Annotated in this window: 24 protein-coding genes and 1 pseudogene; 9 read left to right on the forward strand and 16 right to left on the reverse strand. The window is 71.2% G+C overall.

Annotated features, from left to right (window positions below):
• Nucleotides 1-235: 235 nt before the first annotated feature.
• The 4 genes from OH807_RS16555 to OH807_RS16570 all read right to left on the reverse strand — a co-directional run bounded on the left by OH807_RS16555 (nt 236) and on the right by OH807_RS16570 (nt 2,352).
• A complete protein-coding gene (locus tag OH807_RS16555) occupies nt 236-829 on the reverse strand; it encodes a DUF5753 domain-containing protein (RefSeq protein WP_406199271.1) in 594 nt (197 codons plus the stop codon).
• A gap of 151 nt (nt 830-980) precedes the next feature.
• Nucleotides 981-1,181 (reverse strand): DUF397 domain-containing protein, encoded by a 201-nt coding sequence (locus OH807_RS16560; protein ID WP_406211023.1) that lies wholly within the window; start codon nt 1,179-1,181, stop codon nt 981-983.
• 69 nt (nt 1,182-1,250) lie between these two features.
• Nucleotides 1,251-1,451, reverse strand: a complete 201-nt coding sequence (locus tag OH807_RS16565; protein ID WP_406199273.1) for a DUF397 domain-containing protein — start codon at nt 1,449-1,451, stop codon at nt 1,251-1,253.
• A 10-nt stretch (nt 1,452-1,461) separates the two neighbouring features.
• Nucleotides 1,462-2,352 (reverse strand): helix-turn-helix domain-containing protein, encoded by an 891-nt coding sequence (locus tag OH807_RS16570; protein WP_406199276.1) that lies wholly within the window; start codon nt 2,350-2,352, stop codon nt 1,462-1,464.
• A gap of 262 nt (nt 2,353-2,614) precedes the next feature.
• Here OH807_RS16570 and OH807_RS16575 point away from each other — a divergent pair, with 262 nt between their 5' ends.
• From OH807_RS16575 to OH807_RS16585, 3 genes are read left to right on the forward strand one after another with little or no spacing between them, the layout of a single operon-like run.
• Entirely contained in the window at nt 2,615-2,986 is a 372-nt protein-coding gene (locus OH807_RS16575) for an ATP-binding protein (RefSeq protein WP_406199278.1), read from the forward strand.
• Nucleotides 2,983-3,243 (forward strand): hypothetical protein, encoded by a 261-nt coding sequence (locus tag OH807_RS16580; RefSeq protein ID WP_406199280.1) that lies wholly within the window; start codon nt 2,983-2,985, stop codon nt 3,241-3,243. The genes OH807_RS16575 and OH807_RS16580 overlap by 4 nt, the downstream gene beginning before the upstream one ends.
• On the forward strand, nt 3,231-3,470 hold the full coding sequence (locus OH807_RS16585; RefSeq protein WP_406199283.1) for a hypothetical protein: 240 nt from the start codon (nt 3,231-3,233) through the stop codon (nt 3,468-3,470). The genes OH807_RS16580 and OH807_RS16585 overlap by 13 nt, the downstream gene beginning before the upstream one ends.
• A 309-nt stretch (nt 3,471-3,779) precedes the next feature.
• Here the strand turns inward: OH807_RS16585 and OH807_RS16590 are convergent, their stop codons facing one another.
• Genes OH807_RS16590 through OH807_RS16600 form a run of 3 tightly spaced genes read right to left on the reverse strand, consistent with a single transcriptional unit; the run spans nt 3,780 to nt 6,255 of the window.
• Nucleotides 3,780-4,877: a hypothetical protein gene (locus tag OH807_RS16590; protein ID WP_406199285.1), complete on the reverse strand. Its 1,098-nt coding sequence runs from the start codon at nt 4,875-4,877 to the stop codon at nt 3,780-3,782.
• Nucleotides 4,874-5,836, reverse strand: coding sequence for an ABC transporter ATP-binding protein (locus OH807_RS16595; protein ID WP_406199288.1), 963 nt, complete (start codon nt 5,834-5,836; stop codon nt 4,874-4,876). The genes OH807_RS16590 and OH807_RS16595 overlap by 4 nt, the downstream gene beginning before the upstream one ends.
• On the reverse strand, nt 5,833-6,255 hold the full coding sequence (locus OH807_RS16600) for a GntR family transcriptional regulator (protein WP_406199290.1): 423 nt from the start codon (nt 6,253-6,255) through the stop codon (nt 5,833-5,835). Before OH807_RS16600 ends, OH807_RS16595 begins: the two co-directional genes overlap by 4 nt.
• Before the next feature lie 250 nt (nt 6,256-6,505).
• Here OH807_RS16600 and OH807_RS16605 point away from each other — a divergent pair, with 250 nt between their 5' ends.
• Complete coding sequence (locus tag OH807_RS16605; protein ID WP_406199292.1) at nt 6,506-6,688, forward strand: PspC domain-containing protein; 183 nt, start codon at nt 6,506-6,508, stop codon at nt 6,686-6,688.
• 92 nt (nt 6,689-6,780) lie between these two features.
• On the opposite strand, the gene OH807_RS16610 is transcribed toward OH807_RS16605, so the two are convergent.
• The 3 genes from OH807_RS16610 to OH807_RS16620 all read right to left on the reverse strand — a co-directional run bounded on the left by OH807_RS16610 (nt 6,781) and on the right by OH807_RS16620 (nt 9,569).
• Entirely contained in the window at nt 6,781-7,131 is a 351-nt protein-coding gene (locus tag OH807_RS16610) for a hypothetical protein (RefSeq protein ID WP_406199295.1), read from the reverse strand.
• Between the two features lie 207 nt (nt 7,132-7,338).
• Complete coding sequence (locus OH807_RS16615) at nt 7,339-8,487, reverse strand: adenosine deaminase (RefSeq protein ID WP_406199297.1); 1,149 nt, start codon at nt 8,485-8,487, stop codon at nt 7,339-7,341.
• 164 nt (nt 8,488-8,651) lie between these two features.
• Nucleotides 8,652-9,569, reverse strand: coding sequence for a LysR family transcriptional regulator (locus tag OH807_RS16620; protein WP_406211025.1), 918 nt, complete (start codon nt 9,567-9,569; stop codon nt 8,652-8,654).
• 154 nt (nt 9,570-9,723) lie between these two features.
• Between OH807_RS16620 and OH807_RS16625 the strand changes: the two genes are divergently transcribed.
• The 5 genes and pseudogenes from OH807_RS16625 to OH807_RS16645 form a co-directional block, all read left to right on the forward strand.
• Nucleotides 9,724-11,052: an MFS transporter gene (locus tag OH807_RS16625; RefSeq protein WP_406199300.1), complete on the forward strand. Its 1,329-nt coding sequence runs from the start codon at nt 9,724-9,726 to the stop codon at nt 11,050-11,052.
• Nucleotides 11,053-11,061: 9 nt separating this feature from the next.
• Complete coding sequence (locus OH807_RS16630; protein ID WP_406199303.1) at nt 11,062-11,415, forward strand: AbrB/MazE/SpoVT family DNA-binding domain-containing protein; 354 nt, start codon at nt 11,062-11,064, stop codon at nt 11,413-11,415.
• Nucleotides 11,402-11,695, forward strand: coding sequence for a hypothetical protein (locus OH807_RS16635; protein WP_406199305.1), 294 nt, complete (start codon nt 11,402-11,404; stop codon nt 11,693-11,695). The genes OH807_RS16630 and OH807_RS16635 overlap by 14 nt, the downstream gene beginning before the upstream one ends.
• A 108-nt stretch (nt 11,696-11,803) precedes the next feature.
• Nucleotides 11,804-12,478, forward strand: coding sequence for an alpha/beta fold hydrolase (locus OH807_RS16640; protein WP_406199307.1), 675 nt, complete (start codon nt 11,804-11,806; stop codon nt 12,476-12,478).
• A 25-nt stretch (nt 12,479-12,503) separates the two neighbouring features.
• Nucleotides 12,504-12,698 (forward strand): annotated as a pseudogene (locus OH807_RS16645) (Uma2 family endonuclease); the annotation flags it as partial.
• 29 nt (nt 12,699-12,727) lie between these two features.
• Here OH807_RS16645 and OH807_RS16650 read toward each other — a convergent pair.
• The 6 genes from OH807_RS16650 to OH807_RS16675 all read right to left on the reverse strand — a co-directional run bounded on the left by OH807_RS16650 (nt 12,728) and on the right by OH807_RS16675 (nt 19,881).
• The gene (locus tag OH807_RS16650) at nt 12,728-14,005 is read right to left on the reverse strand and encodes a thymidine phosphorylase (RefSeq protein WP_406199310.1); all 1,278 of its coding nucleotides are present in this window, start codon (nt 14,003-14,005) and stop codon (nt 12,728-12,730) included.
• Between the two features lie 115 nt (nt 14,006-14,120).
• The gene (locus OH807_RS16655; protein WP_406199312.1) at nt 14,121-14,519 is read right to left on the reverse strand and encodes a cytidine deaminase; all 399 of its coding nucleotides are present in this window, start codon (nt 14,517-14,519) and stop codon (nt 14,121-14,123) included.
• Nucleotides 14,516-15,781: an ABC transporter permease gene (locus tag OH807_RS16660; protein ID WP_406199314.1), complete on the reverse strand. Its 1,266-nt coding sequence runs from the start codon at nt 15,779-15,781 to the stop codon at nt 14,516-14,518. The genes OH807_RS16655 and OH807_RS16660 overlap by 4 nt, the downstream gene beginning before the upstream one ends.
• Nucleotides 15,778-16,941: an ABC transporter permease gene (locus tag OH807_RS16665; protein ID WP_406199317.1), complete on the reverse strand. Its 1,164-nt coding sequence runs from the start codon at nt 16,939-16,941 to the stop codon at nt 15,778-15,780. Before OH807_RS16665 ends, OH807_RS16660 begins: the two co-directional genes overlap by 4 nt.
• A 4-nt stretch (nt 16,942-16,945) precedes the next feature.
• Entirely contained in the window at nt 16,946-18,694 is a 1,749-nt protein-coding gene (locus OH807_RS16670) for an ABC transporter ATP-binding protein (RefSeq protein WP_406199319.1), read from the reverse strand.
• A gap of 131 nt (nt 18,695-18,825) precedes the next feature.
• A complete protein-coding gene (locus OH807_RS16675) occupies nt 18,826-19,881 on the reverse strand; it encodes a BMP family protein (RefSeq protein WP_406199321.1) in 1,056 nt (351 codons plus the stop codon).
• Between the last annotated feature and the right edge of the window lie 77 nt (nt 19,882-19,958).

Consider the following 19,958-nt stretch of genomic DNA (forward strand, 5'->3'; position numbering starts at 1 on the left):
TTCGCCGCCGCCCGGGGAGGGCAGCGGCCTCGTGGCTGGCCCGATGACGGGGGCCGGCCGGCGGGGCATTTCCTCCCCGCACTCAGGAGTGTCTTCCCTCCGGGCGGTGAGGCCGCCTTCACAGCAACCGGCGGCTCTCTCGGCCCACCGGGCCCGGAGGTACTCGTCTCCCTCGACGCATTGAGGAGGACAGTAGGTCCCGGCAGGTCCCCGTGCAACGGGATATCCACCCGCTTCACCCCAGGGTCTCCACCGCCGCGTCGATCAGGGCGCGGGCCCGCTCCCCGTACACCGCCCGCTCGGTCAATTCGCCGAAGGCCTGGGCGTAGAGGGCGATCTCGCTGGGCTGGCTGAGAGTGAGGTAGCCGGACACCAGCTCCACGTTCACCTGGGCCGCGTCATAGATCCAGAAGCCCTCGACCGGCATCCGCACGCGGTCCGGGCCCATGGGCACGACGCCGAGGCTGACGTTGGGCAACGCACCGACGGTGAGCAGGTGCGCGAGCTGCTGACACTGGACGTCCCGGCCGCCGAGCCCGGAACGCAGCACGGACTCCTCCACGAGGAAGGCGAACCGACGGTCGCCTTCGCGCAGGACACGCTGCCGCTCCATCCGCACGTCCACGGCTGCGCCCACGTCGTCCACGGTCACGCGGCGCCGCTGGACGGCCCGCAGCACGGACTCGGTGTACGCACGGATCTGGAGCAGCCCCGGTACCAACCACGACGAGTACGCCTGGAAGTCCCGCGTCCGCTCGTAGAGCGGCCGGACCTCGTCCTGCGCAGCCTTCAGCCCGTCCTGCTCCACCTGCTGCCACGCGGCCAACATGCCCTCTCCCAGCGCTTCGTCGGAGGCATTTGCGGCAAGCGTTCACGTCGGAGCGACACCAGGTCAAGGCCACGCTCCGGCGCAGAGGAGTACGCACCGGCGCAAGGGCGCAGCGGGGCCGGGCGGCCCGCTGCGTGTTGGGGCACTGAGATCAGACGAGGTGGTCGAACTCGCCGGCCTTGACCCCGACGATGAACGCCCGGAGCTTGGCGGCATCGGTCGTGACGACGACGTCCGGGTCGTCCGACTCACGGAGATGACGCAGGTCGCCACCACCGGCGGCGAGTTCAAGGCAGGCGTTCTCGGGATCCCCTCCGCTGAACGACGACTTCTGCCAGTGGGCTTCGAACATCACAGGCCTTTCAGACGTGGAGACGCACCAGACCCAGGGACCCAACGAACGGTCGACCCCGCGCACTACTCAGACGAGGTGGTCGAACTCGCCGGCCTTGACCCCGAGGATGAACGCCCGGAGCTTGGCGGCATCGGTCGTGACGACGACGTCCGGGTCATCCGACTCACGGAGGTGACGAAGGCCGTCGGCACCGGAGGCGAGTTCAAGGCAGTTGTCGGCGCCGTCCGCACCACTGAGCGACGACTTCTGCCAGGTGAGGTGGAACATCGGGTGCCTTTCAGCTCTGAAGCAGATAGAGAAGATGCTGAAGGAGCCCCCAGGAGTCACGAGAGGGGAGCTCTCGCAGAGACCTTCCCTCAGCAATGGCAGGCAAGGCAATATCACTCAGCTGCTGGAAAGCCTGAGCGTAGTCCGTGATGTCGACCGGATCACCAAGGTGCTCTGCACGCTTGGGGCCAGCCAGAATGATCGTCGAGAGGTCCGAACAGCCCGGGTCGCAGAACAGGAACGATGCCGACAGCGGGCCATGCTTGGGCGCAGTGAACGGAAGAACTTGGATGGTGACATTCGGAAGCTCGGCCATGTCGAGCAGATGAAGCAGCTGGGCCCTCATCGCCATGTCGCCGGCGAACCGCATGCGCAGCGCTGCCTCGTGAACCACGAACCGAAACTGCCGACTCTTGCCATCGGTCAGGATCCGCTGCCGCTCCATGCGGAACCGGACAGCAGTCCCCACATCCCACGTTCGCTCGCGATAAGAGTGTTCGTAAATGGCCTCCGTGTAGGCCGGCAGCTGGAGGAGACCGGGGATGTAGAGCGTGTCGTAGCTGGCCAACGAGACCGCCCGGTTCTCGACCTCCGCCAGATCGAGTGCGAGCGTTGGGACCTTTCCCTTGAACTCCGTCCACCAGCCCTTGCCGTCACTGGCACCCAGCTCGTGCAGGATCGCCATGTAGGTCTCATCCGTGCACCCGTAGGTTCCGAGGAGTGTCGTCAGGCGCGCCGGGTCCAGCCCCGTTCGCGCCGCCTCGATGTGGCTCAGCTGCGGGCCACCCATGCCGATGGTGGCGCCGGCATCCTTCACCGCCAGCCCGGCGGCCTCACGCAGTCTCCTCAGCTCAGCGCCGAACCGCTTCTGTCGTTCGCTGATTTGAGTCCTGAGTGCCAAGGGTCTTCCTTCCGTGTCGAGGCAGTCTCCCGCCTCGAAGGCGCTGGACGCCACCCGCAAGAGTGAGACTACGCAACCACGGGAGGCATCTTGGGCGATCGTGTTGCACGCGTGGAACTTGTAGTCCTACTCTCAGTGTTGCACCGATCACATGACGGAGTGTCAGTAATGCCCTGCCCGGGCGCCGCAGAGCAGCCATGTGCGGCCTGGCTCACGGTCTCGACTCCGCCTCGAACTCCTTCTCCCCTCCCGGAGGTTCTTCGTGCGTGCCTTCACCTCACCCCCTCCCGACTGGTCCGCCGCCCGGCGTGAGCTGCGCGCGGCCCTCGCCGCCACCGGCTGGCCGCCGGACACCATCGCCGACGCCGAACTCGCCCTGCACGAGCTCTTCGTCAACGCCTGGCGTCACGCGGGCAGTCAGGCGCCCCTGGTGGTGGTCGTCCTCCTGAACCGCACCCTCCGGGTGTCGGTCGCCGACGACAGCCCCACCCTCCCCGAACAGCGAACCTCCGCCGACCCGTACGAACTCTCCGGCCGGGGGCTCCACTTGGTCCGCTCGCTCACCCACCGCTTCGGCGCCGACCCGCGCAAGAACGGCAAGGTCGTATGGTTCGAGCTGGACGCCGCCGCGTGAGCGCCCGCCACTCCCCCATTGCGCCCGACGACCCGCGGACGAGCGCCTACTCCGACGCCGAGGTGGTCGAGCTCCTCCGCGAACTCCACGCCGCAGGTCAACAGTTGGGCATCCTCTGGGGTTCCGCGACCACCCTCGCCGGCCGGGTCGACGGCCGGATCCTGATCGACTTCGGCAACGCGCCGGTCTCCACCGCCCTCAATCTCCTCCGCCTACTCCGCGGGGCCGCGACGGAGGGGCCGGCATGGGATTCCTGATCCCCCTCGTCACGGAGGCGGTCCACACCGAGCGCACGACGGCCGCCTACCTCGCCGTCGAGAGCGTCCCGGACGCCGCGCTCCAACTCCGCGTCGCCGTCGACCTCGACGTCCACGCCGGCCCGGGCGAGCACCTCGCCGTCCCGCTCACCCGCGGCCAGGCCGAGGAGCTGCTCCACGGCCTGGCCGCCCACCTGGGCCGACGCGTCATCGGGATCCGCCGGTGAGGCCCGGCACCGCCGAGTTCCTGGTCGGCGCCGCCCTGCTCACCCTCCTCGCCCTCGCGCTCGGCACCGTCGCCCTCGGCGTGGTCACCGCTCTCAAGGTGAACCGGCACGCGCCACCGACCACCCCACCGACCACCGCACACGAGAAGTCGGCCCCGCCGACTTCCCACTCCGCCCACCCCGCCCACCCCGCCCACTCCGCCCCCTCCGCCCACCCCGACCGTTGCAGACTTGCCCCCCACCCCCGGGGCAGGCGAAAGGCAGGGCTCCCACCAGGAAGCCCTGCCCCGGGTCACACGGATCCGCCGCTCAGCGCACCCGCCGCACCCACACCGCGCAGAACACCAGCAGCGCCGCGGTGACCGCCAGGCTCAGGCCGGCCTGCGTCCAGTGCATCACCCACTCGTCGCCCGGCGGGTGGAAGAGCGTGTAGGCCCGCTCGATGCTCTGGTACTGCTCCTTGCACTCGGTGACGGGGCACTCCAGCGCCCCGTCGGGCAGGATGTTGACGAAGTCGCTGGGCACCGGGAGCCGTCGACCGTCGTTGGTCAGGAGCCCGTTCTGCACGACGTCCGATTCCAGCGGCGTCACCGTCGGCAGATGGCCGGTGGTGACGGTGATCATCCGATCGGGCGCCCCGGGCGCGGCCATCCGGACGCTCCCCACCACCTCCTGCACGGGGGCCAGCAGGTACCGCCCGGCGTCCACCGCGAACCGGACGGCGAGCGTGAGCACCGCCGTGACGACGATCGACGCGACCACCCGGCGCAGCACCAGCCCGACGGCCGCCCCCAACGCGACGGAGAGCAGGCAGAATCCGACGATCGACGGCCCCGAGGAGCTGCGGCTCATCCAGGTGAACCAGTGGTAGTAGCCGGGCACCGCGAACCGGCCCTCGACCAGACCGCCCCACCAGGTGGAGACGACCCCGAGCAGGCAGGACCCCACCAGCGTGAGCAGCATCGGCAGGCCCAACCGGGACGTCAGCCAGCGCAGCCGGGAGACGGACTGCGTCCAGGCCAGGGCGTACGTCCCGGTCTCGAACTCCCTCGCCAGCAGCGGGGCCGCGTAGAACACGCCGAAGGCGACGGGCAGGACGGCCAGCAGCCAGCCGGTGACGGTGACGGCGACACCCCACTTCATGTCCAGCGCGATGGCCTGGTCCGTGAGGGCCTTGCAACTCTCCGGGAAGTAGACGACGTTGCAGCCCTGGATGTGCTGTTCCTCGACGAAGCCGGAGATCCGGCTGCCCAGGTAGAGCAGCCAGCCGCAGAGCAGCACGACGGACGCGCCGGCGATCAGGAGCGGGGTGCGGTCCTGGCGCAGGCCCAGCCAGGCGGTGCCGCGCAGGAGGCGCCGCTGCGAGGGTCGGGCCGGCGGCAGGGTGGTGAGGTCGGCGGCGCTCATCGGGCCGTCACCTCCTCGCGGCCGGCGGTGTGCGCAGCGGCCCCGGCCTGCGGCCGGTCCTGCGGTGCGGGTGTGCGCAGGTAGGCGATCAGGATGTCCTCCAGGTTCGGCCGGCTGACGTCCCAGCGCGGGTCGATCTCTCCTGCGGGCTTGAGCAGCGCGGTCGCCTGGCGGCCGGTCCGCCGCAGCTCGACAGTCTCGTGGCACGCCAGCTCCTCCGGTATCGCGTCGCCGCCGCCCTCGGTGGCGCCGACCACCAGGCGGTGGTCGTCCAGCAGCTCGTCGACGTCGCCGGTGAGCCGGATCCGCCCGTCCCGCAGCACGGTGACGTGGTCGCAGACGCCGTCCAGCTCGGCCAGGACGTGGGAGGAGATGAGGATGGTGGTGCCGTGCTCCGCCGCCTCGGCCATCAGGATGCCGGTGAGCTCCTGGCGGGCGACGGGGTCGACGTCGGCGAGCGGCTCGTCGAGAATCAGCAGGTCGGGGCGCTTGCCCAGGACGAGTGCGAGGGCGACCCGGGTGCGCTGGCCGGCGGTGAGCGTGCCCACCCTGGCGTCCGGTGGGAGGTCGCCCAGCCGCACGATCCGCTCCGCGACCTCCTGGTCCCAGCCCGGGTTGAGCTCGCGGCCGGCGCGCAGGGTCTCCGCGACGGTGAACCGCGGGTAGAGCGGCTTGTCCTGCCGCAGGTAGGCCGTGCGCCGCAGGGCCGCGGTCTCCTGCGGCCCGTTCCCGAACACCGTGACGGTGCCTTCGGTCGGCGCGAGCAGCCCGGCGGCGAGCGCCATCAGGGTGCTCTTGCCGGCGCCGTTGGGGCCGACGAGCGCGCAGACGCGGCCGGCGGGGAGCCGGAGTTCGCAGTCGCGCAGGGCCCAGCGCCGGCGGTACTTCAGGCCGAGCCCGACCGTCTCCAGGGCGGGGGCGTCGTCGGTCGGTCGGTGCTGAGCTGCGGGGTGGTTCACCCGGACTCCTCGGGGGCCTCGGTGCTGGTGGGGTAGGCGCGGTCGAGGGCGGTGTCGACGAGCGCGGTGACGTCCTCGCGTTCGAGGCCGGCGTCCCGGGCCCGGGCGATCCACCCGGCGAGGTCGGCGTGCAGGGCCGAGCTCTCGACGGTCTGCGGTTTCGCCAGGGACTTGCGGACGAACGTCCCGACGCCTCTTCGGCTCTCGACGAGGCCTTCGCGTTCGAGCTCGCGGTAGGCCTTGAGCACGGTGTTCGGGTTGATCGCCGTCGCCTCCACCACCTCGCGGGCGGTGGGGAGCTGGTCGCCGGGCCGAAGGACGCCGAGCCGGAGGGCGCGCTTCGTCTGCTCGATGATCTGCAGGTACGGCGAGAGCCCGCCGCGACGGTCGATGAGGTAGTCGACGATGGCATCCACCATTCCACTAGTTATCTAGTGGAATGGTGCACCGGAGCATGATCGGCCGTCAACTCCCGTGCCGGAGATGCCCGATCGGGATGGTCTCCGGGGCACCCCCGAGAGGAACCCCGAGGCCGGGTCGTCCTCCCCGGTGAGAAATGCCGGGGTCGGGATCGCCGTCCAGGCCGACGATCCGGCCGCGGCGGCGGCGGAGCATGGAAGTACGCCGACCGGAGGGACCGGACCAGGCGAAACGACCACGGAGCAGACCATGAGCCGCCTCGCCCGCCCCCGCCACCACCGCGTCATCGCCGGCGTCTGCGCCGGGATCGCCGACCGCTTCGGCCTGACGCCGTGGACGGTCCGGATCATCTTCCTGGCCTCGTGCCTGCTGCCCGGCCCGCAGTTCCTGATCTACCTGGCACTCTGGCTGCTACTGCCGCAGGAGCCGTGAAACGCCGGAACGGGCCGTCCGCCGCCCCCGGGATCACCGGGGGCGGCGGGCGGCCCGTTCGGGCTGCGCGGAACGCGGACTTCCGGCGGGTGTCAGCCGCCGAGGCCCGGGAGCGGGAGGGCGCCGGTGAGCCCGCCGAGCGGGGTGCTGCCCAGGCCCGGGACGCTCGGGACGCCGGCGCGGGTGGCCTCGCCCGTCGGCTCGGCGGCCTGGCCGGCGCTCGGGGTGAGGGTGCCGAGGGTGCCGGCGACCTTGTCCCCGCCGGGCAGCTTGCCCGCGGTGTCGACGACGGCACCGGTCACGGCCGGGTTGGTCACCGCGCCGGTCGGGAGCCCGAGGCCACCGGCGGCGGCCGGGTCGGCGGACGCGCTGCCGGCGCCCACCGCCGCGATGGCGATTCCGAGCACGGCGGCACCGGCGGCCTTGAGAGTGGCCTGCTTCATGTTCGTCCCCTTGAGTCCTCGTCGGTGGCCGACGTCCACGGCAGGGCAGGCGGGTTCCGCCCGACACGGCCGGTCGGCGATGACTGGCACACCGTAGTGATTGGATCGCACGAGGATCAAAGGCGGTTAACCCACACGAGTGGGTAGTCAGATGAACGCCAACTCTTTTGGGAGAAAACGGCGTTCATCCGACCCCACGGTCGACCGTCAGGCGCCGACGCTGAACAGCCACTCGGCCTTGAGCTCGGCGTAGCCCGGCTTGATCACGTCGTTGATCATCGCCAGCCGCTCGTCGAACGGCAGGAACGCGGACTTCATCGCGTTCACGGTGAACCACTCCATGTCGCCCAGCGTGTAGCCGAACGCCTCGACCAGGTGCCCGAACTCGCGGCTCATGCTGGTGCCGCTCATCAGCCGGTTGTCGGTGTTCACCGTCACCCGGAACTTCAGCCGGCTGAGCAGCCCGATCGGGTGCTCGGCGTACGAAGTGGCGGCCGCCGTCTGGAGGTTGGAGGTCGGGCACATCTCCAGCGGGATGCGCTTGTCGCGCACGTACGCGGCGAGGCGGCCGAGGGCGACGCTGCCGTCCTCGTTCACGGTGATGTCGTCGACGATGCGGACACCGTGGCCGAGCCGGTCGGCGCCGCAGCACTGCAGGGCCTCCCAGATCGACGGCAGGCCGAAGGCCTCGCCCGCGTGGATGGTGAAGTGGTTGTTCTCGCCCTTGAGGTAGTCGAAGGCGGCCTGGTGGCGGGTGGGGGGGTAGCCCGCCTCGGCGCCGGCGATGTCGAAGCCGACCACGCCCGCGTCGCGGTGGCGGTTGGCCAGCTCGGCGATCTCCTGCGAGCGGGCGGCGTGGCGCATCGCGGTGATCAGGGTGCCGATCCGGATGCGGTGGCCGGCCTTGCGGGCGTTCGCCTCACCGAGGCGGAAGCCCTCCTGGACGGCGTCGACGACCTCGTCGAGGGTCAGGCCGCCCTCCAGGTGCTGCTCGGGGGCGTAGCGGACCTCGGCGTACACGACGCCGTCGGCAGCGAGGTCCTCCGCGCAGTCGGCGGCGACCTTGATCAGGGCGTCGCGGGTCTGCATCACGGCGCAGGTGTGCGCGAAGGTCTCCAGGTAGCGGACCAGCGAGCCGGAGTCGGCGGCCTCGCGGAACCACTCGCCGAGTTCCTTCGGGTCGGTGGTGGGGAGGCCCGCGTAGCCGACCGCGGCGGCCAGCTCGACCACGGTCTCGGGGCGCAGTCCGCCGTCGAGGTGGTCGTGCAGCAGCACCTTCGGCGCGCGGACGATCTGGTCGTGGGTGGGGATCCGGGGGCCGGCGCCCGCGGTGGTGACAGGGATCTGCTTCTCCATTGCGGGAGTGTAGCTCCTACGCGCGTAGACAGGCCACTGTCCACACGGGTGGTTCGGCCAATGTGCACCGCGAATTCCACCGGACGGACGATCGGACCGGTCCGCCGGCGCCGGACCGGCCGACGCCGGGCCCCCGGAAGCCGGCACTGCCCGGTCCGCCACCGTCAGTCGTGCTGGAGCAACCGCCCCCGCCGGGAGAGCACGAAGTCCCGGAACGCCGCCACCGGCGGGGTCGGCGGCCGGCCCGCCGCCCACGCCAGCCCGAGCGCCCGCCGGGTGCGCGGCGCCGTCACCTCCAGCTCCACCACCCCCGGCCGCGGCACCAGCGCGGGCGGCAGCAGCGCCACCCCCAGCCCGGCCGCGACCAGGCCTCGCAGCGTCTCCGCGTCCTCCCCCTCGAAGGCGATCCGCGGCGCGAACCCGGCCTCCGCGCAGAACCCGTCGGTGATCGCCCGCAGCCCGTACCCGCGCTCCAGCCCGACGAACGGATCCTCCGCCACCTCCGCCAGCCGGATCCGCCGCCGCCCCGCCAGCCGGTGGTCGGCCGGCACCACCAGGTACAGCCGCTGCTCGTCGAGCGGCCGGGCCACCAGCGCCGGATCGTCCTCCGGCACCGGCGCGACCAGGCAGAGGTCCAGCTCACCGGCGCGCAGCCGCTCCAGCATCGCGCCGACGTAGTCCTGCACCAGCTGGAACCGCACCTGCGGGTGCTCCGCCCGGAACCCGCGCAGCAGCGCCGGCACGGCGTCCGTCCCCATCGTGTGCAGGAATCCGAACGCCACCCGCCCGGACGCCGGGTCGGCCTCCGCCCGGGCCGCCTCGGCCCCGCGCTCGACCTCGGCCAGCGCCCGCTCCACCGAGGCCAGCAGCAGCCGGCCGGCCCGGGTCAGCCGCACCGTCCGGCCCTGACGGGCCAGCAGGTCGACCCCCAGCTCCGCCTCCAACCGGGCCACCGAACGCGACAGCGTCGGCTGCGGCATGCCCAGTAGTGCGGCCGCCTGCGTCACGTGCTCCAGCCGGGCCACCGCCGCGAACTGAGCCAGCCTGGGAGCGAGTTGGGCAGCCGGCAACTCCGGCCCCAGCTCGGCGAGCCGGTGCGGGAGCTCGTACCCCTCGGTGCCGTCCGTCACTCTCGCCCGTCCTCACTGCGCCAACCTGCACTCATACCCCGACGCATGCATTATCGACCGATCATGCATTGGACGCATCAGCGCGGACGCGCCTAACGTCGGAGCCATGCAGCCCTCCAGTACCGGGGCATCCGTGGCCATCCCGGATGCCCTCGCCCAGCCGTCCCCGCGCACCGCGACGCCGCCCCCGCGCCCGGCGGCCGACGACGACCGCCACCGCCCCGGCGGGCGCGCCTTCCGCCGCGCCAACCTCGCGCTCTTCGCGGCCGGCATCGCGACCTTCGTACTCCTCTACTCCACCCAGGGCCTGCTGCCGGTCCTCTCGGCCGACCTCGACCTCACCCCGGGCCAGGCCAGCTGGACCGCCTCCGCGGCCACCCTCGGCCTCGCCCTCGCACTGCTCCCGGCGAGCGCGCTCTCCGACCGGTACGGCCGCATCACCGTGATGACCGCCTCCACACTCGCCGCCTCCGCGCTCGCCCTGGCCCTGCCGTTCGCCCCGGACCTCACCACCCTGGTGGTGCTCCGCGTCCTCCAGGGCGCCGCCCTCGCCGGCCTGCCCGCCACCGCGATGGCCTACCTCGCCGAGGAGGTCCACCCCAGCGCACTGGCCTCGGCGATGGGCCTCTACGTGGCCGGCAACAGCATCGGCGGCATGGGCGGCCGACTGCTCTCCGGCTGGGTCGCCGCGGGCTTCGGCTGGCGCTGGGGCCTGGCCGCGTCCGCCGCCCTCGCCCTGCTCGCCGCGCTGGCGTTCCGGCTGCTGATCCCCGCCGCCCGGCACTTCACCCCGGCCCCGGTGGACGCCCGCGCCCTCGCCCGCACCGTCGGCCGGCACCTGCGCAATCCCCTGCTCGTCCGGCTGTACGCGCTGGGGCTGCTGTTCATGGCCGTCTTCGGCGCCGTGTACAACACCGTCGGCTACCGCCTGATCTCCGCGCCGTTCCACCTGCCGGAGTCGGTGGCCGCCTCGATCTTCGTGGTCTACCTGGTCGGCACCGGCACCTCGGCCGCGGCGGGCCGGCTCTCCGGCCGGCTCGGCCGCCGCGGCGCCCTCTACGTCTCGATCGGCGTGACCGCCGCCGGCCTGCTGCTCTCGCTCGCCGGCTCGCTGCTCTGCGCACTGCTCGGCCTCGTCCTGATCACCGCCGGCTTCTTCGCCGGCCACGCCACCGCCTCGTCGGCGGTCGGCCGCACCGCCACCGAGGGGCGCGCGCAGGCCTCCGCGCTCTACCTGATCGCCTACTACCTGGGGAACAGCCTCGGCGGCACGATCGGCGCCGACGCCTACCACTCCACCGGCTGGTCCGGCGCGGCCGCCGTCGGCCTCACCGCCATGACCCTCGCCGCCGGCGTCACCCTCTACGCCACCCGGCAGGCCCACACCGCCCGCCGCACCGCCAACGCCCTGCCGGGCAGACTGTCTGCCCGGTAGACTTTCCTCATGGCAGACCTCAAGCGCCGCCGTCGACCCCACCTGGTGTCCACACCCGTCCGGAAGAAGGGCGTGGTCACGATCCCGCAGGAGATCAGGGAGCAGCTCGACCTCCAGGAGGGGGACCAGCTGGTCGTCGCGGTGGAGGACGGCCGGATCGTCCTCACGCCCGCCTCCGTCATCCCCGACGACCAGGCATGGTTCTGGAGCCCCGCCTGGCAGGCCGGGGAGGCGGAGGTGGACGACGCCCTCGCCGAAGGCGAGCGCGGCGAGGTGTTCCAGGACGGCGACGCGTTCCTGCAGTCGCTCGCGAACGACGCCGGGCTGGATCTTGAGGAGATCAAGCGCCGTGCCGACGTATGAGTCACTGGCCCGCTTCCTGCGCGACTGGAAGGGCCTGACCGCCGCGCAGAAGGCGGCTTTCCTCGTAGCGGTGGCCCAGTTCGCCGCCGATCTGCGGGACGGCCGGGGATTCCGGCGGGGGCTTCGGGTGAAGAAGATGCAGGGGCATCCGGACGTGTGGGAGCTGACCTGGGCGCCCGACGGCCGGGCCACGTTCGGCTACGGGCCGTCCGTCCAGGACGGCGAACCGCACATCGTCTGGCGCCGGGTCGGCACCCACGAGATCTTCCACCGCCCCTGACACACACCCCGCCGGTGCCTCGGCATTCGCCGTGAATACCTGACGCCGGGTGTCAGGTATCCGCCGTAGTTTCCTCTCGTCCCGCCCGAACGACCAGAGGAACCGATCATGGCCACGTACGTCCTCGTCCCCGGCATGCTGCACGGCGCCTGGTGGTACCGCCCGCTCACCGAGGGGCTGCGGGCCGCCGGCCACGAGGTGTACCCGCTGACGCTGACCGGCGTGAGCGAGCGGGGCCACCTGAACCACGCGGCGGTCGATCTGGACACCCACATCCAGGACGTGCTGGCCACCCTGGAGGCCGAGCAGCTCACCGACGTGGTGCTGATCGGGCACAGCTACGGCGGGATGGTCGTCACGGGCGCGGCCGACCGGGCCCCGGAGCGGGTCGGCGCGCTGGTGTACGCGGACGCCTTCGTGCCGCGCGACGGCGAGTCGGCGTACCGGATCGTCAACGACGTCTGGAAGCAGCGCTACCTGGCGGGCGCGGCGGCGGGCGGCGGCACCACCGTGGTCGGCTCGAACCCCGCCCTCGACCCGCGGGCGACCGTCCACCCGACGGCCAGCCTGCTGCAGCCGATCGCGCTCACGGGCGCGGTCCACGGCGTCGCCAACCGCACGTACATCCACGCCGAGCGCTTCGAGGACAGCCCGCTGCTGGAGACCTTCGACCGCCTGCGCGACGACCCCTCCTGGACGGTGCACTCCCTGCCGGTCGGCCACGACCTGATCCACGAGGCACCGGAGGAGTTCCTCAAGATCGCCCTCGCCGCCGGCCGGTGACGGCTGCTCCAAGTCGAATCCCGAGAACGACTACCGCGGCAAGGTCCGTGACTACTCGGCGATGGGCATCCCGCTCTACCTGCTCGTGGACCCGCGCAAGGGCACCGGGATCGTCCACGACGAGCCCGGCTGCACGTCCCGCAGGGAGTTCGCCTTCGGCGACACGATCGCCGTCGGTCCCTGGACGCTCGACACCAGCGGGCTGCTCATGTATGCCTGACCCGGCACACATGAGCAGCCCGCAAGCCGTTACGCGATGCGGTCGAGCACGATCGGGTTCGGGGTGAACGCGGTGCCCGCCGGGGAGACCTCGATGCCGCCGGCCAGCGCCTCGATGGCGTAGTCGTAGCGCTCGGGGGTGTCCGTGTGCAGGGTCAGCAGCGGCTGGCCGGCCACCACGGTGTCGCCCGGCTTGGCGTGCATCTCGACGCCGGCGCCGGCCTGCACCGGGTCCTCCTTGCGGGCGCGGCCGGCGCCGAGGCGCCAGGCGGCGACGCCGATCGCGTACGCGTCCAGCGTGGTGAGCACGCCCGACGCCGGGGCGGGGATGACGTGCTGCTCGCGGGCGACGGGCAGCGGGGCGTCGACGTCGCCGCCCTGGGCGGAGATCATCCGGCGCCAGTGGTCCATCGCGGAGCCGTCGCGCAGGGCGTCGGCCGGGTCCTTGCCGTGGACGCCGGCCGCGGCGAGCATCTCGCGGGCCAGGGCGAGGGTGAGCTCGACGACGTCGGCGGGGCCGCCGCCGGCCAGCACCTCGACCGACTCGCGGACCTCCAGGGCGTTGCCCGCGGTGAGGCCGAGCGGGGTGGACATGTCGGTGAGCAGGGCGACGGTGTTGACGCCGGCCGCGGTGCCGAGGCCGACCATGGTGCGGGCCAGCTCGCGGGCGTTGTCGAGGTTCTTCATGAAGGCGCCGGAGCCGACCTTCACGTCCAGGACGAGCGCGCCGGTGCCCTCGGCGATCTTCTTGGACATGATCGAGGAGGCGATCAGCGGGATCGCCTCGACCGTGCCGGTGACGTCACGCAGCGCGTAGAGCTTCTTGTCGGCGGGGGCGAGGCCGTCGCCGGCCGCACAGATGACGGCGCCGGCGTCGTGCAGCACCTTCATCATCTCGTCGTTGGAGAGCAGCGCGCGCCAGCCGGGGATGGACTCCAGCTTGTCCAGGGTGCCGCCGGTGTGGCCGAGGCCGCGGCCGGAGAGCTGCGGGACGGCCGCGCCGCAGGCGGCGACGAGCGGGGCGAGCGGCAGGGTGATCTTGTCGCCGACGCCGCCGGTGGAGTGCTTGTCGCTGGTGGGCTGGGCGAGCGAGGAGAAGTCCATCCGGACGCCGGAGCGGATCATCGCGTCGGTCCAGCGGCTGATCTCGCGCAGGTTCATGCCGTTGAGCAGGATCGACATGGCGAGGGCGGACATCTGCTCGTCGGCCACCTCACCACGGGTGTAGGCGTCGATGACCCAGTCGATCTGAGCGTCGCTCAGCTCGCCGCGGTCGCGCTTGGTCCTGATGACGGAGATGGCGTCCATGGCTGCTCCATTGCTAACCGGAGGGGGTTTCAAAAAACGAAGAGTGTCGCGAGCCGGCCGGATCACGGCCCCACTCGCGACACTCTACGCGCGTAACAAACGGAAATACCAGATCCTAGAGCCGCTCCGGCCCGAACGCGTCGGGCAGGACCTCACTCATCGGCTTCACGCCGGACGGCAGCTCGATCAGCAGGTCCGGACCGCCGTGCTCGTACAGCAGCTGGCGGCAGCGGCCGCACGGCATCAGCAGCTCGCCGGCCCCGTCCACGCAGGTGAACGCGGTCAGCCGGCCGCCACCGCCGGCGTGCAGCGCGGAGACCAGGCCGCACTCGGCGCAGAGGGCGAGCCCGTACGAGGCGTTCTCCACGTTGCAGCCGGTGACCACCCGGCCGTCGGCCACCAGGGCCGCCGCGCCGACCGGGAACTTGCTGTACGGGGCGTAGGCGTGGGTCATCGCCTCGCGCGCCGCCTCGCGCAGCGCCGCCCAGTCGACCTCCGGGGCCGCGGCGGTCACTTGCCCTGGCCCTTGCGGTAGATCTGGCCGTCGGCCTTCGGCGGCCGCAGCCGCTGCGAGGCCAGCGCGAGCACCACCAGGGTGATCACGTACGGCGTCGCGACGATCAGCGGGCGCTGGACCTCGTCGGTGGTCGCGTACCAGGCGAACAGGCCGCCGGAGACCACGAAGGTGATCGCCGCGGAGGTCAGCTTGCGGCGGTACAGGTGCCAGAGCGCCAGCAGGAACATCGCGATGGCGACGACCAGGATCAGCACGTGCACCGACTCCGGGTCGCGCAGCTGGAGGCTGTCGGTGAAGCCGAACAGGCCCGCACCCATGGCCAGGCCGCCGGGCATCCAGTTGCCGAAGATCATCGCGGCGAGGCCGATGAAGCCCCGGCCGTTGGTCTGGCCGTCCTTGTAGAAGTGCGCCGCGACCAGCGAGAGGTACGCCCCGCCGAGGCCCGCGAAGGCGCCGGAGGCGATGACCGCGTAGTACTTGTACTTGTAGACGTTGACGCCCAGGGACTCCGCCGCGGTCGGGTTCTCGCCGCAGGAGCGCAGGCGCAGGCCGAACACGGTGCGCCAGAGCGCGAAGTAGCTGACCACGATCAGCGCGCCGGCCAGCAGCACGACCACCGAGATGTTGGTGACGAGGCCGCCGAGCACACCGGCCACGTCGGAGACCAGGAACCAGTGGTGGAGTTCGATGTCCTTCAGCCCGGAGGAGAGGCCGGGGATCGTGATGTACGGCAGCGGATCGGCCGGCGGGGACTGGTTCGCCCCGGCACCGACGGAGATGTAGTCCTTGTAGTAGATCCGGTTGACGTACGCGCAGATGCCGGGGATCAGCAGGTTGACGCCGACGCCGGAGACGATGTGGTCGACGCCGAAGGTCACCGTGATCACGGCGTGCAGCAGACCGCCGAGCGCGCCGCCGAGCATGCCGGCCACCAGGCCGAACCAGGGGCTGACCAGGTAGCCGCCCCAGGCGCCGCAGAAGGTGCCGGCGACCATCATGCCTTCGAGGCCGATGTTGACCACGCCGGCCCGCTCGGACCAGAGACCGCCCAGACCGGCCATGCCGATCGGCACGGCGGCGCTGAGCGCGGCGGTGACCTGCCCGGAGGAGGTCAGCGAGTGGTTGCCGGTGGCCATGCCCACGGCGGAGAAGAGGACGAGGGCGCCCGCGATCAGCAGCAGCACCACCGGCCAGGACATCTTGCGCTTCTTGGCGGGAGCGCCCGGCGCCTTCGCGCGGGCAGCGGTGGCCGTGCTCATGCGGACACCTCCTTCTTCTCGTTGGCGGCCGCGGCCAGGGCGGCGAGCTCGGCGCCGACCTTCTGCTGCTGGCGCTTGAGGCCGTAACGGCGCACCAGCTCGTAGGCGACGACGACGCAGATGACGATGGTGCCCTGCATGACCGGGACGATCTCGAACGGGAAGCCGCCGTTCTGCGGCAGCGGCAGCTGCGAGCCGGTGGCGTCCAGGAAGGCGAACAGCACCGCGGCGAAGGCCATGCCGATCGGGCTGTTGCGGCCCAGCAGCGCGACCGAGATACCGAGGAAGCCGAGGCCACCCTGGAAGCTCTGGCCGAAGTTGTACGAGTTCTGCAGCAGCTCGGGCAGGCCGATCAGGCCGGCCAGCGCGCCGGACACCACCATCGAGGTGACGACCATGCGCTTGACGTTCACGCCGGACGCGGTGGCCGCGGTCTCCGAGCGGCCGGTGGCGCGCAGGTCGAAGCCGAAGCGGGTGCGGGTCAGGGTGAACTGGAAGGCCACGCCGACCAGGATCGCGATGAAGAGGAAGCCGTAGAGCGGCCCGCCGTCGGTGTTGATCGCGAAGAAGTGGCTGGACTCCGAGACCGGGGAGGTCTGGATCGAGTTGCTGGTCGTGCCCTTCTCCGGCGCGAAGATGCCGGGGACGAGCAGCAGACCGACGATCGCGATCGCGATGGCGTTCAGCATGATGGTCGAGATGACCTCGCTGACGCCGCGGAAGACCTTCAGCAGACCGGCGATGCTCGCGTACAGGCCACCGACCAGCATGGCGGTGATCAGCAGCAGCGGGATCTGGATGAAGGACGGCAGGTCGAGCCGGCTGCCGACGAACGCCGCGAACAGCGCCGCGAGCTTGTACTGGCCCTCGACACCGATGTTGAAGAGGTTCATCCGGAAGCCGAAGGCGGCGGCCGCGGCGGCCAGGTAGTACGTGGTGGACCGGTTGAGGATGGCCACCTGGCCGTCCGACTTGGTGGCGTACGTGATCATCACGTTCCACGCCTCGAACGGGTTCTTGCCGGAGGTCGCCAGGAGCACCGAGCAGATCGCCACGGACAGCACCACGGCGAGCACCGGTGCGGCAAGGGCGAGCACGATCTTCTCGCCGTCGAACCGCTTCGCCTGGCTGGGCTTGGCGGCGGGGTTGGGACTGGTCATGTGGCTACTCCCCCGCCTGCGGGTCGGCGGTGTCGGTGGGGGTGTCGGACGAGGTGCCGTCCCCGGGTGCGGCAGCCTCGGTACCCTCCGCCTTGAGCGCGTGGAACTCCTCCACGGCGTCGGCGTCGGACTCGATGTGGCCGCGGGCCGCACCGGTCATCGCGGTGCCCAGGTCCTCGGCGGTGACGGTGGCCGGGTCGGCGTCGGCGACCAGGCGGCCGCGGTAGATCACCCGGATGGTGTCGGAGAGGCCGATCAGCTCGTCCAGGTCGGCGGAGATCAGCAGGACGGCCAGGCCGGCCCGCTGGGCGACCCGGATGTGCTCCCAGATCTGCGCCTGCGCGCCGACGTCCACACCGCGGGTCGGGTGGGCGGCGATCAGCAGCTTGGGCTGGTGGCTCATCTCGCGGCCGATGATCAGCTTCTGCTGGTTGCCGCCGGAGAGCGACGCCGCGGTGACCTCGATGCCGGGGGTGCGGACGTCGTACTGCTCGACGATCCGCTGGGTGTCCTTGCGGGCGCCGGCCGGGTCGAGCAGGATGCCCTTGGAGTTCGGGGTCTCGGTGACGTGGCCGAGGATCCGGTTCTCCCAGAGCGGGGCCTCCAGCAGCAGGCCGTGCCGGTGGCGGTCCTCGGGGATGTAGCCGATGCCGGCCTCGCGCCGGGCCCGGGTGAGGGTGCCCGAGAGGTCCTTGCCGTCGAGGGTGACGGTACCGCCGTCCAGCGGCAGCATGCCCATGATGGCCTCGACCAGTTCGGCCTGGCCGTTGCCCTCGACGCCGGCGATGCCGAGGATCTCGCCCCGGTGGATGCGCAGCGAGATGTCGTCCAGCACCACGCGCTCGATGCCCTCGGCATCGGTCTTGGCGATCCGCAGGTCCCGGACGTCCAGCATCTCGTCGGTGGTGACGGTGGACTCGCGGCTCTCCGGGGAGGGCAGCTCGGCGCCGACCATCATCTCGGCGAGCTGGCGCGCGGTCACGTTGCCCGGGTCGGCGTCGCCGACCGTGGTGCCGCGCCGGATGACGCTGATCGCGTCCGCCACCGAGAGCACCTCGTGCAGCTTGTGCGAGATGAAGATGACGGTGACGCCCTCGGACTTGAGCTCGCGCAGGTTGTCGAAGAGCGCGTCGACCTCCTGCGGGACGAGCACCGCGGTGGGCTCGTCGAGGATCAGGATCTTGGCGCCCCGGTAGAGCACCTTGAGGATCTCGACGCGCTGGCGGTCGGCCACACCGAGGTCCTCGACCAGGGCGTCCGGGCGCACGCCCAGGCCGTACTGGTCGGAGATCTCCTTGATCTTCGCCTTCGCCCGGGCACCGATGCCGTGGAGCTTCTCGCCGCCGAGGACGACGTTCTCCCAGACGGTCAGGTTGTCCGCGAGCATGAAGTGCTGGTGCACCATGCCGATGCCGCGCTCGATGGCGTCGCCCGGGGTGTTGAACTCGCACAGCTCGCCGTTGATCGCGATGGTGCCCTCGTCCGGCTTCTGCATGCCGTAGAGGATCTTCATCAGCGTCGACTTGCCGGCGCCGTTCTCACCCATGAGCGCGTGGACGGTGCCGGTGCGGACGGTGAGGTTGATGTCGTGGTTGGCCACGACGCCGGGGAAGCGCTTGGTGATGCCACGCAGTACGACGGCCGGTGTCGCCGTCCCCGCGCTGGGGGTACCGCCCTTGCTGAGGGCGGGGTCGGATGCGGTGATGGCGATCTCCTGGTGGTCTGGAGGCGCGTCGTTGCGCTGGAGGGCCAAGAAAAAACGGTGGGGTACGGGACGGGGCCCGGGGGTACGCACTGAGCGCACCCTGCCGGGCCCCTCCCTGATGCTGTGTCAATCATTGCGCTGCCGGACAGGTGGCAGCGGCAGCGACGTCCGGACGCGCCTTACGGAGCGGTCGGGACGGTGGTGGCGCCGCTCTTGATGGCGGTGGCCGCGTCGTTCAGCTTGCCCTGGATGTCGTCGATCTTGCCGCCGGTGGTGGCGAGCGAGACGCCGTCGGCCTTCAGGTCGAAGTTCTTCACACCGGTGAAGACGTTGCCCTTCTTGGCCGACTCGATGTAGGCGAAGACGGCCTTGTCGACGTTCTTCACCATCGAGGTCAGGATGCTGTTCTTGTACTTCGCCAGGGCCGGCTGGGCGGCCTGGTCGGAGTCGACGCCGATCGCGAGGGCGCCCGCCTTGTTGGCGACGGCCTCGATGGCACCGTTGCCGGAGGAGCCGGCGGCGGTGTAGATGACGTCCGCGCCCTTGTCGAGCTGGCCCTGCGCGGCCTCCTTGCCCTTGTCGGGCGAGTTGAAGCCGGAGAAGTCCGGGGGCGTGGTGAGGTAGGTGGTCTCGATCGCGATGTCCGGGGTGATGGACTTCGCGCCGGCCTTGTAACCGGCCTCGAACTTCTTGATCAGCTCGGTCTGCACGCCACCGATGAAGCCGATGTGCTTCGTCTTGGTCTTGAGCGCGGCGGCGACGCCGGCCAGGTACGAGCCCTCCTGCTCCGAGAACGTCAGCGAGGTGACGTTGGTCGGCTGGGCGTCGGAGGCCGAGTCGATGATCGCGAACTTGGTGTTCGGGTTCTCCTTGGCGATCTTGTTGACCGCGTCCTGGTAGACGAACCCGACCGCGATGATCGGGCTGTAACCGGCGGTGACCAGGTTCTTGAGCCGGGTCTCCTTGTCGGCCTCGGCCTCGCCGGTCTTGGCGTCGGCCTCGGTGACGGCGACGCCGAGGTCGGCCTTCGCCTTGTCGAGGCCGCGGGCGGCGGAGTCGTTGAACGACTGGTCGCCACGACCGCCGATGTCGTACGCCATGCCGACCTTGAGGCTGCCCTCAGAGGCACCGGCAGAAGCGGTGGTGTCGTTGCTCTTTGCGCCGCAAGCGGCGAGCGAGGCCATGCCCAGGGAACCCGAGAGCACAACCGCGGCGAGCTTAATAGAACGGCGCAAGGGAGTATCTCCTTCTCACACGCACCCGATTAGCGTGGTCGGACGCCACCGTAACGCGCGTAGAACACGGTTGTATT

This window comes from Kitasatospora sp. NBC_01560 (assembly GCF_045208415.1).
Classification (GTDB): domain Bacteria; phylum Actinomycetota; class Actinomycetes; order Streptomycetales; family Streptomycetaceae; genus Kitasatospora.

Bases quoted from the DNA above. Each gene is read 5' to 3' on its own strand.
- OH807_RS16555 (WP_406199271.1), bottom strand. From the start codon at position 829: ATGTTGGCCGCGTGGCAGCAGGTGGAGCAGGACGGGCTGAAGGCTGCG.
- OH807_RS16560 (WP_406211023.1), bottom strand. From the start codon at position 1,181: ATGTTCGAAGCCCACTGGCAGAAGTCGTCGTTCAGCGGAGGGGATCCC.
- OH807_RS16565 (WP_406199273.1), bottom strand. From the start codon at position 1,451: ATGTTCCACCTCACCTGGCAGAAGTCGTCGCTCAGTGGTGCGGACGGC.
- OH807_RS16585 (WP_406199283.1), top strand. From the start codon at position 3,231: ATGGGATTCCTGATCCCCCTCGTCACGGAGGCGGTCCACACCGAGCGC.
- OH807_RS16590 (WP_406199285.1), bottom strand. From the start codon at position 4,877: ATGAGCGCCGCCGACCTCACCACCCTGCCGCCGGCCCGACCCTCGCAG.
- OH807_RS16600 (WP_406199290.1), bottom strand. From the start codon at position 6,255: ATGGTGGATGCCATCGTCGACTACCTCATCGACCGTCGCGGCGGGCTC.
- OH807_RS16605 (WP_406199292.1), top strand. From the start codon at position 6,506: ATGAGCCGCCTCGCCCGCCCCCGCCACCACCGCGTCATCGCCGGCGTC.
- OH807_RS16610 (WP_406199295.1), bottom strand. From the start codon at position 7,131: ATGAAGCAGGCCACTCTCAAGGCCGCCGGTGCCGCCGTGCTCGGAATC.
- OH807_RS16615 (WP_406199297.1), bottom strand. From the start codon at position 8,487: ATGGAGAAGCAGATCCCTGTCACCACCGCGGGCGCCGGCCCCCGGATC.
- OH807_RS16625 (WP_406199300.1), top strand. From the start codon at position 9,724: ATGCAGCCCTCCAGTACCGGGGCATCCGTGGCCATCCCGGATGCCCTC.
- OH807_RS16630 (WP_406199303.1), top strand. From the start codon at position 11,062: ATGGCAGACCTCAAGCGCCGCCGTCGACCCCACCTGGTGTCCACACCC.
- OH807_RS16640 (WP_406199307.1), top strand. From the start codon at position 11,804: ATGGCCACGTACGTCCTCGTCCCCGGCATGCTGCACGGCGCCTGGTGG.
- OH807_RS16650 (WP_406199310.1), bottom strand. From the start codon at position 14,005: ATGGACGCCATCTCCGTCATCAGGACCAAGCGCGACCGCGGCGAGCTG.
- OH807_RS16660 (WP_406199314.1), bottom strand. From the start codon at position 15,781: ATGAGCACGGCCACCGCTGCCCGCGCGAAGGCGCCGGGCGCTCCCGCC.
- OH807_RS16665 (WP_406199317.1), bottom strand. From the start codon at position 16,941: ATGACCAGTCCCAACCCCGCCGCCAAGCCCAGCCAGGCGAAGCGGTTC.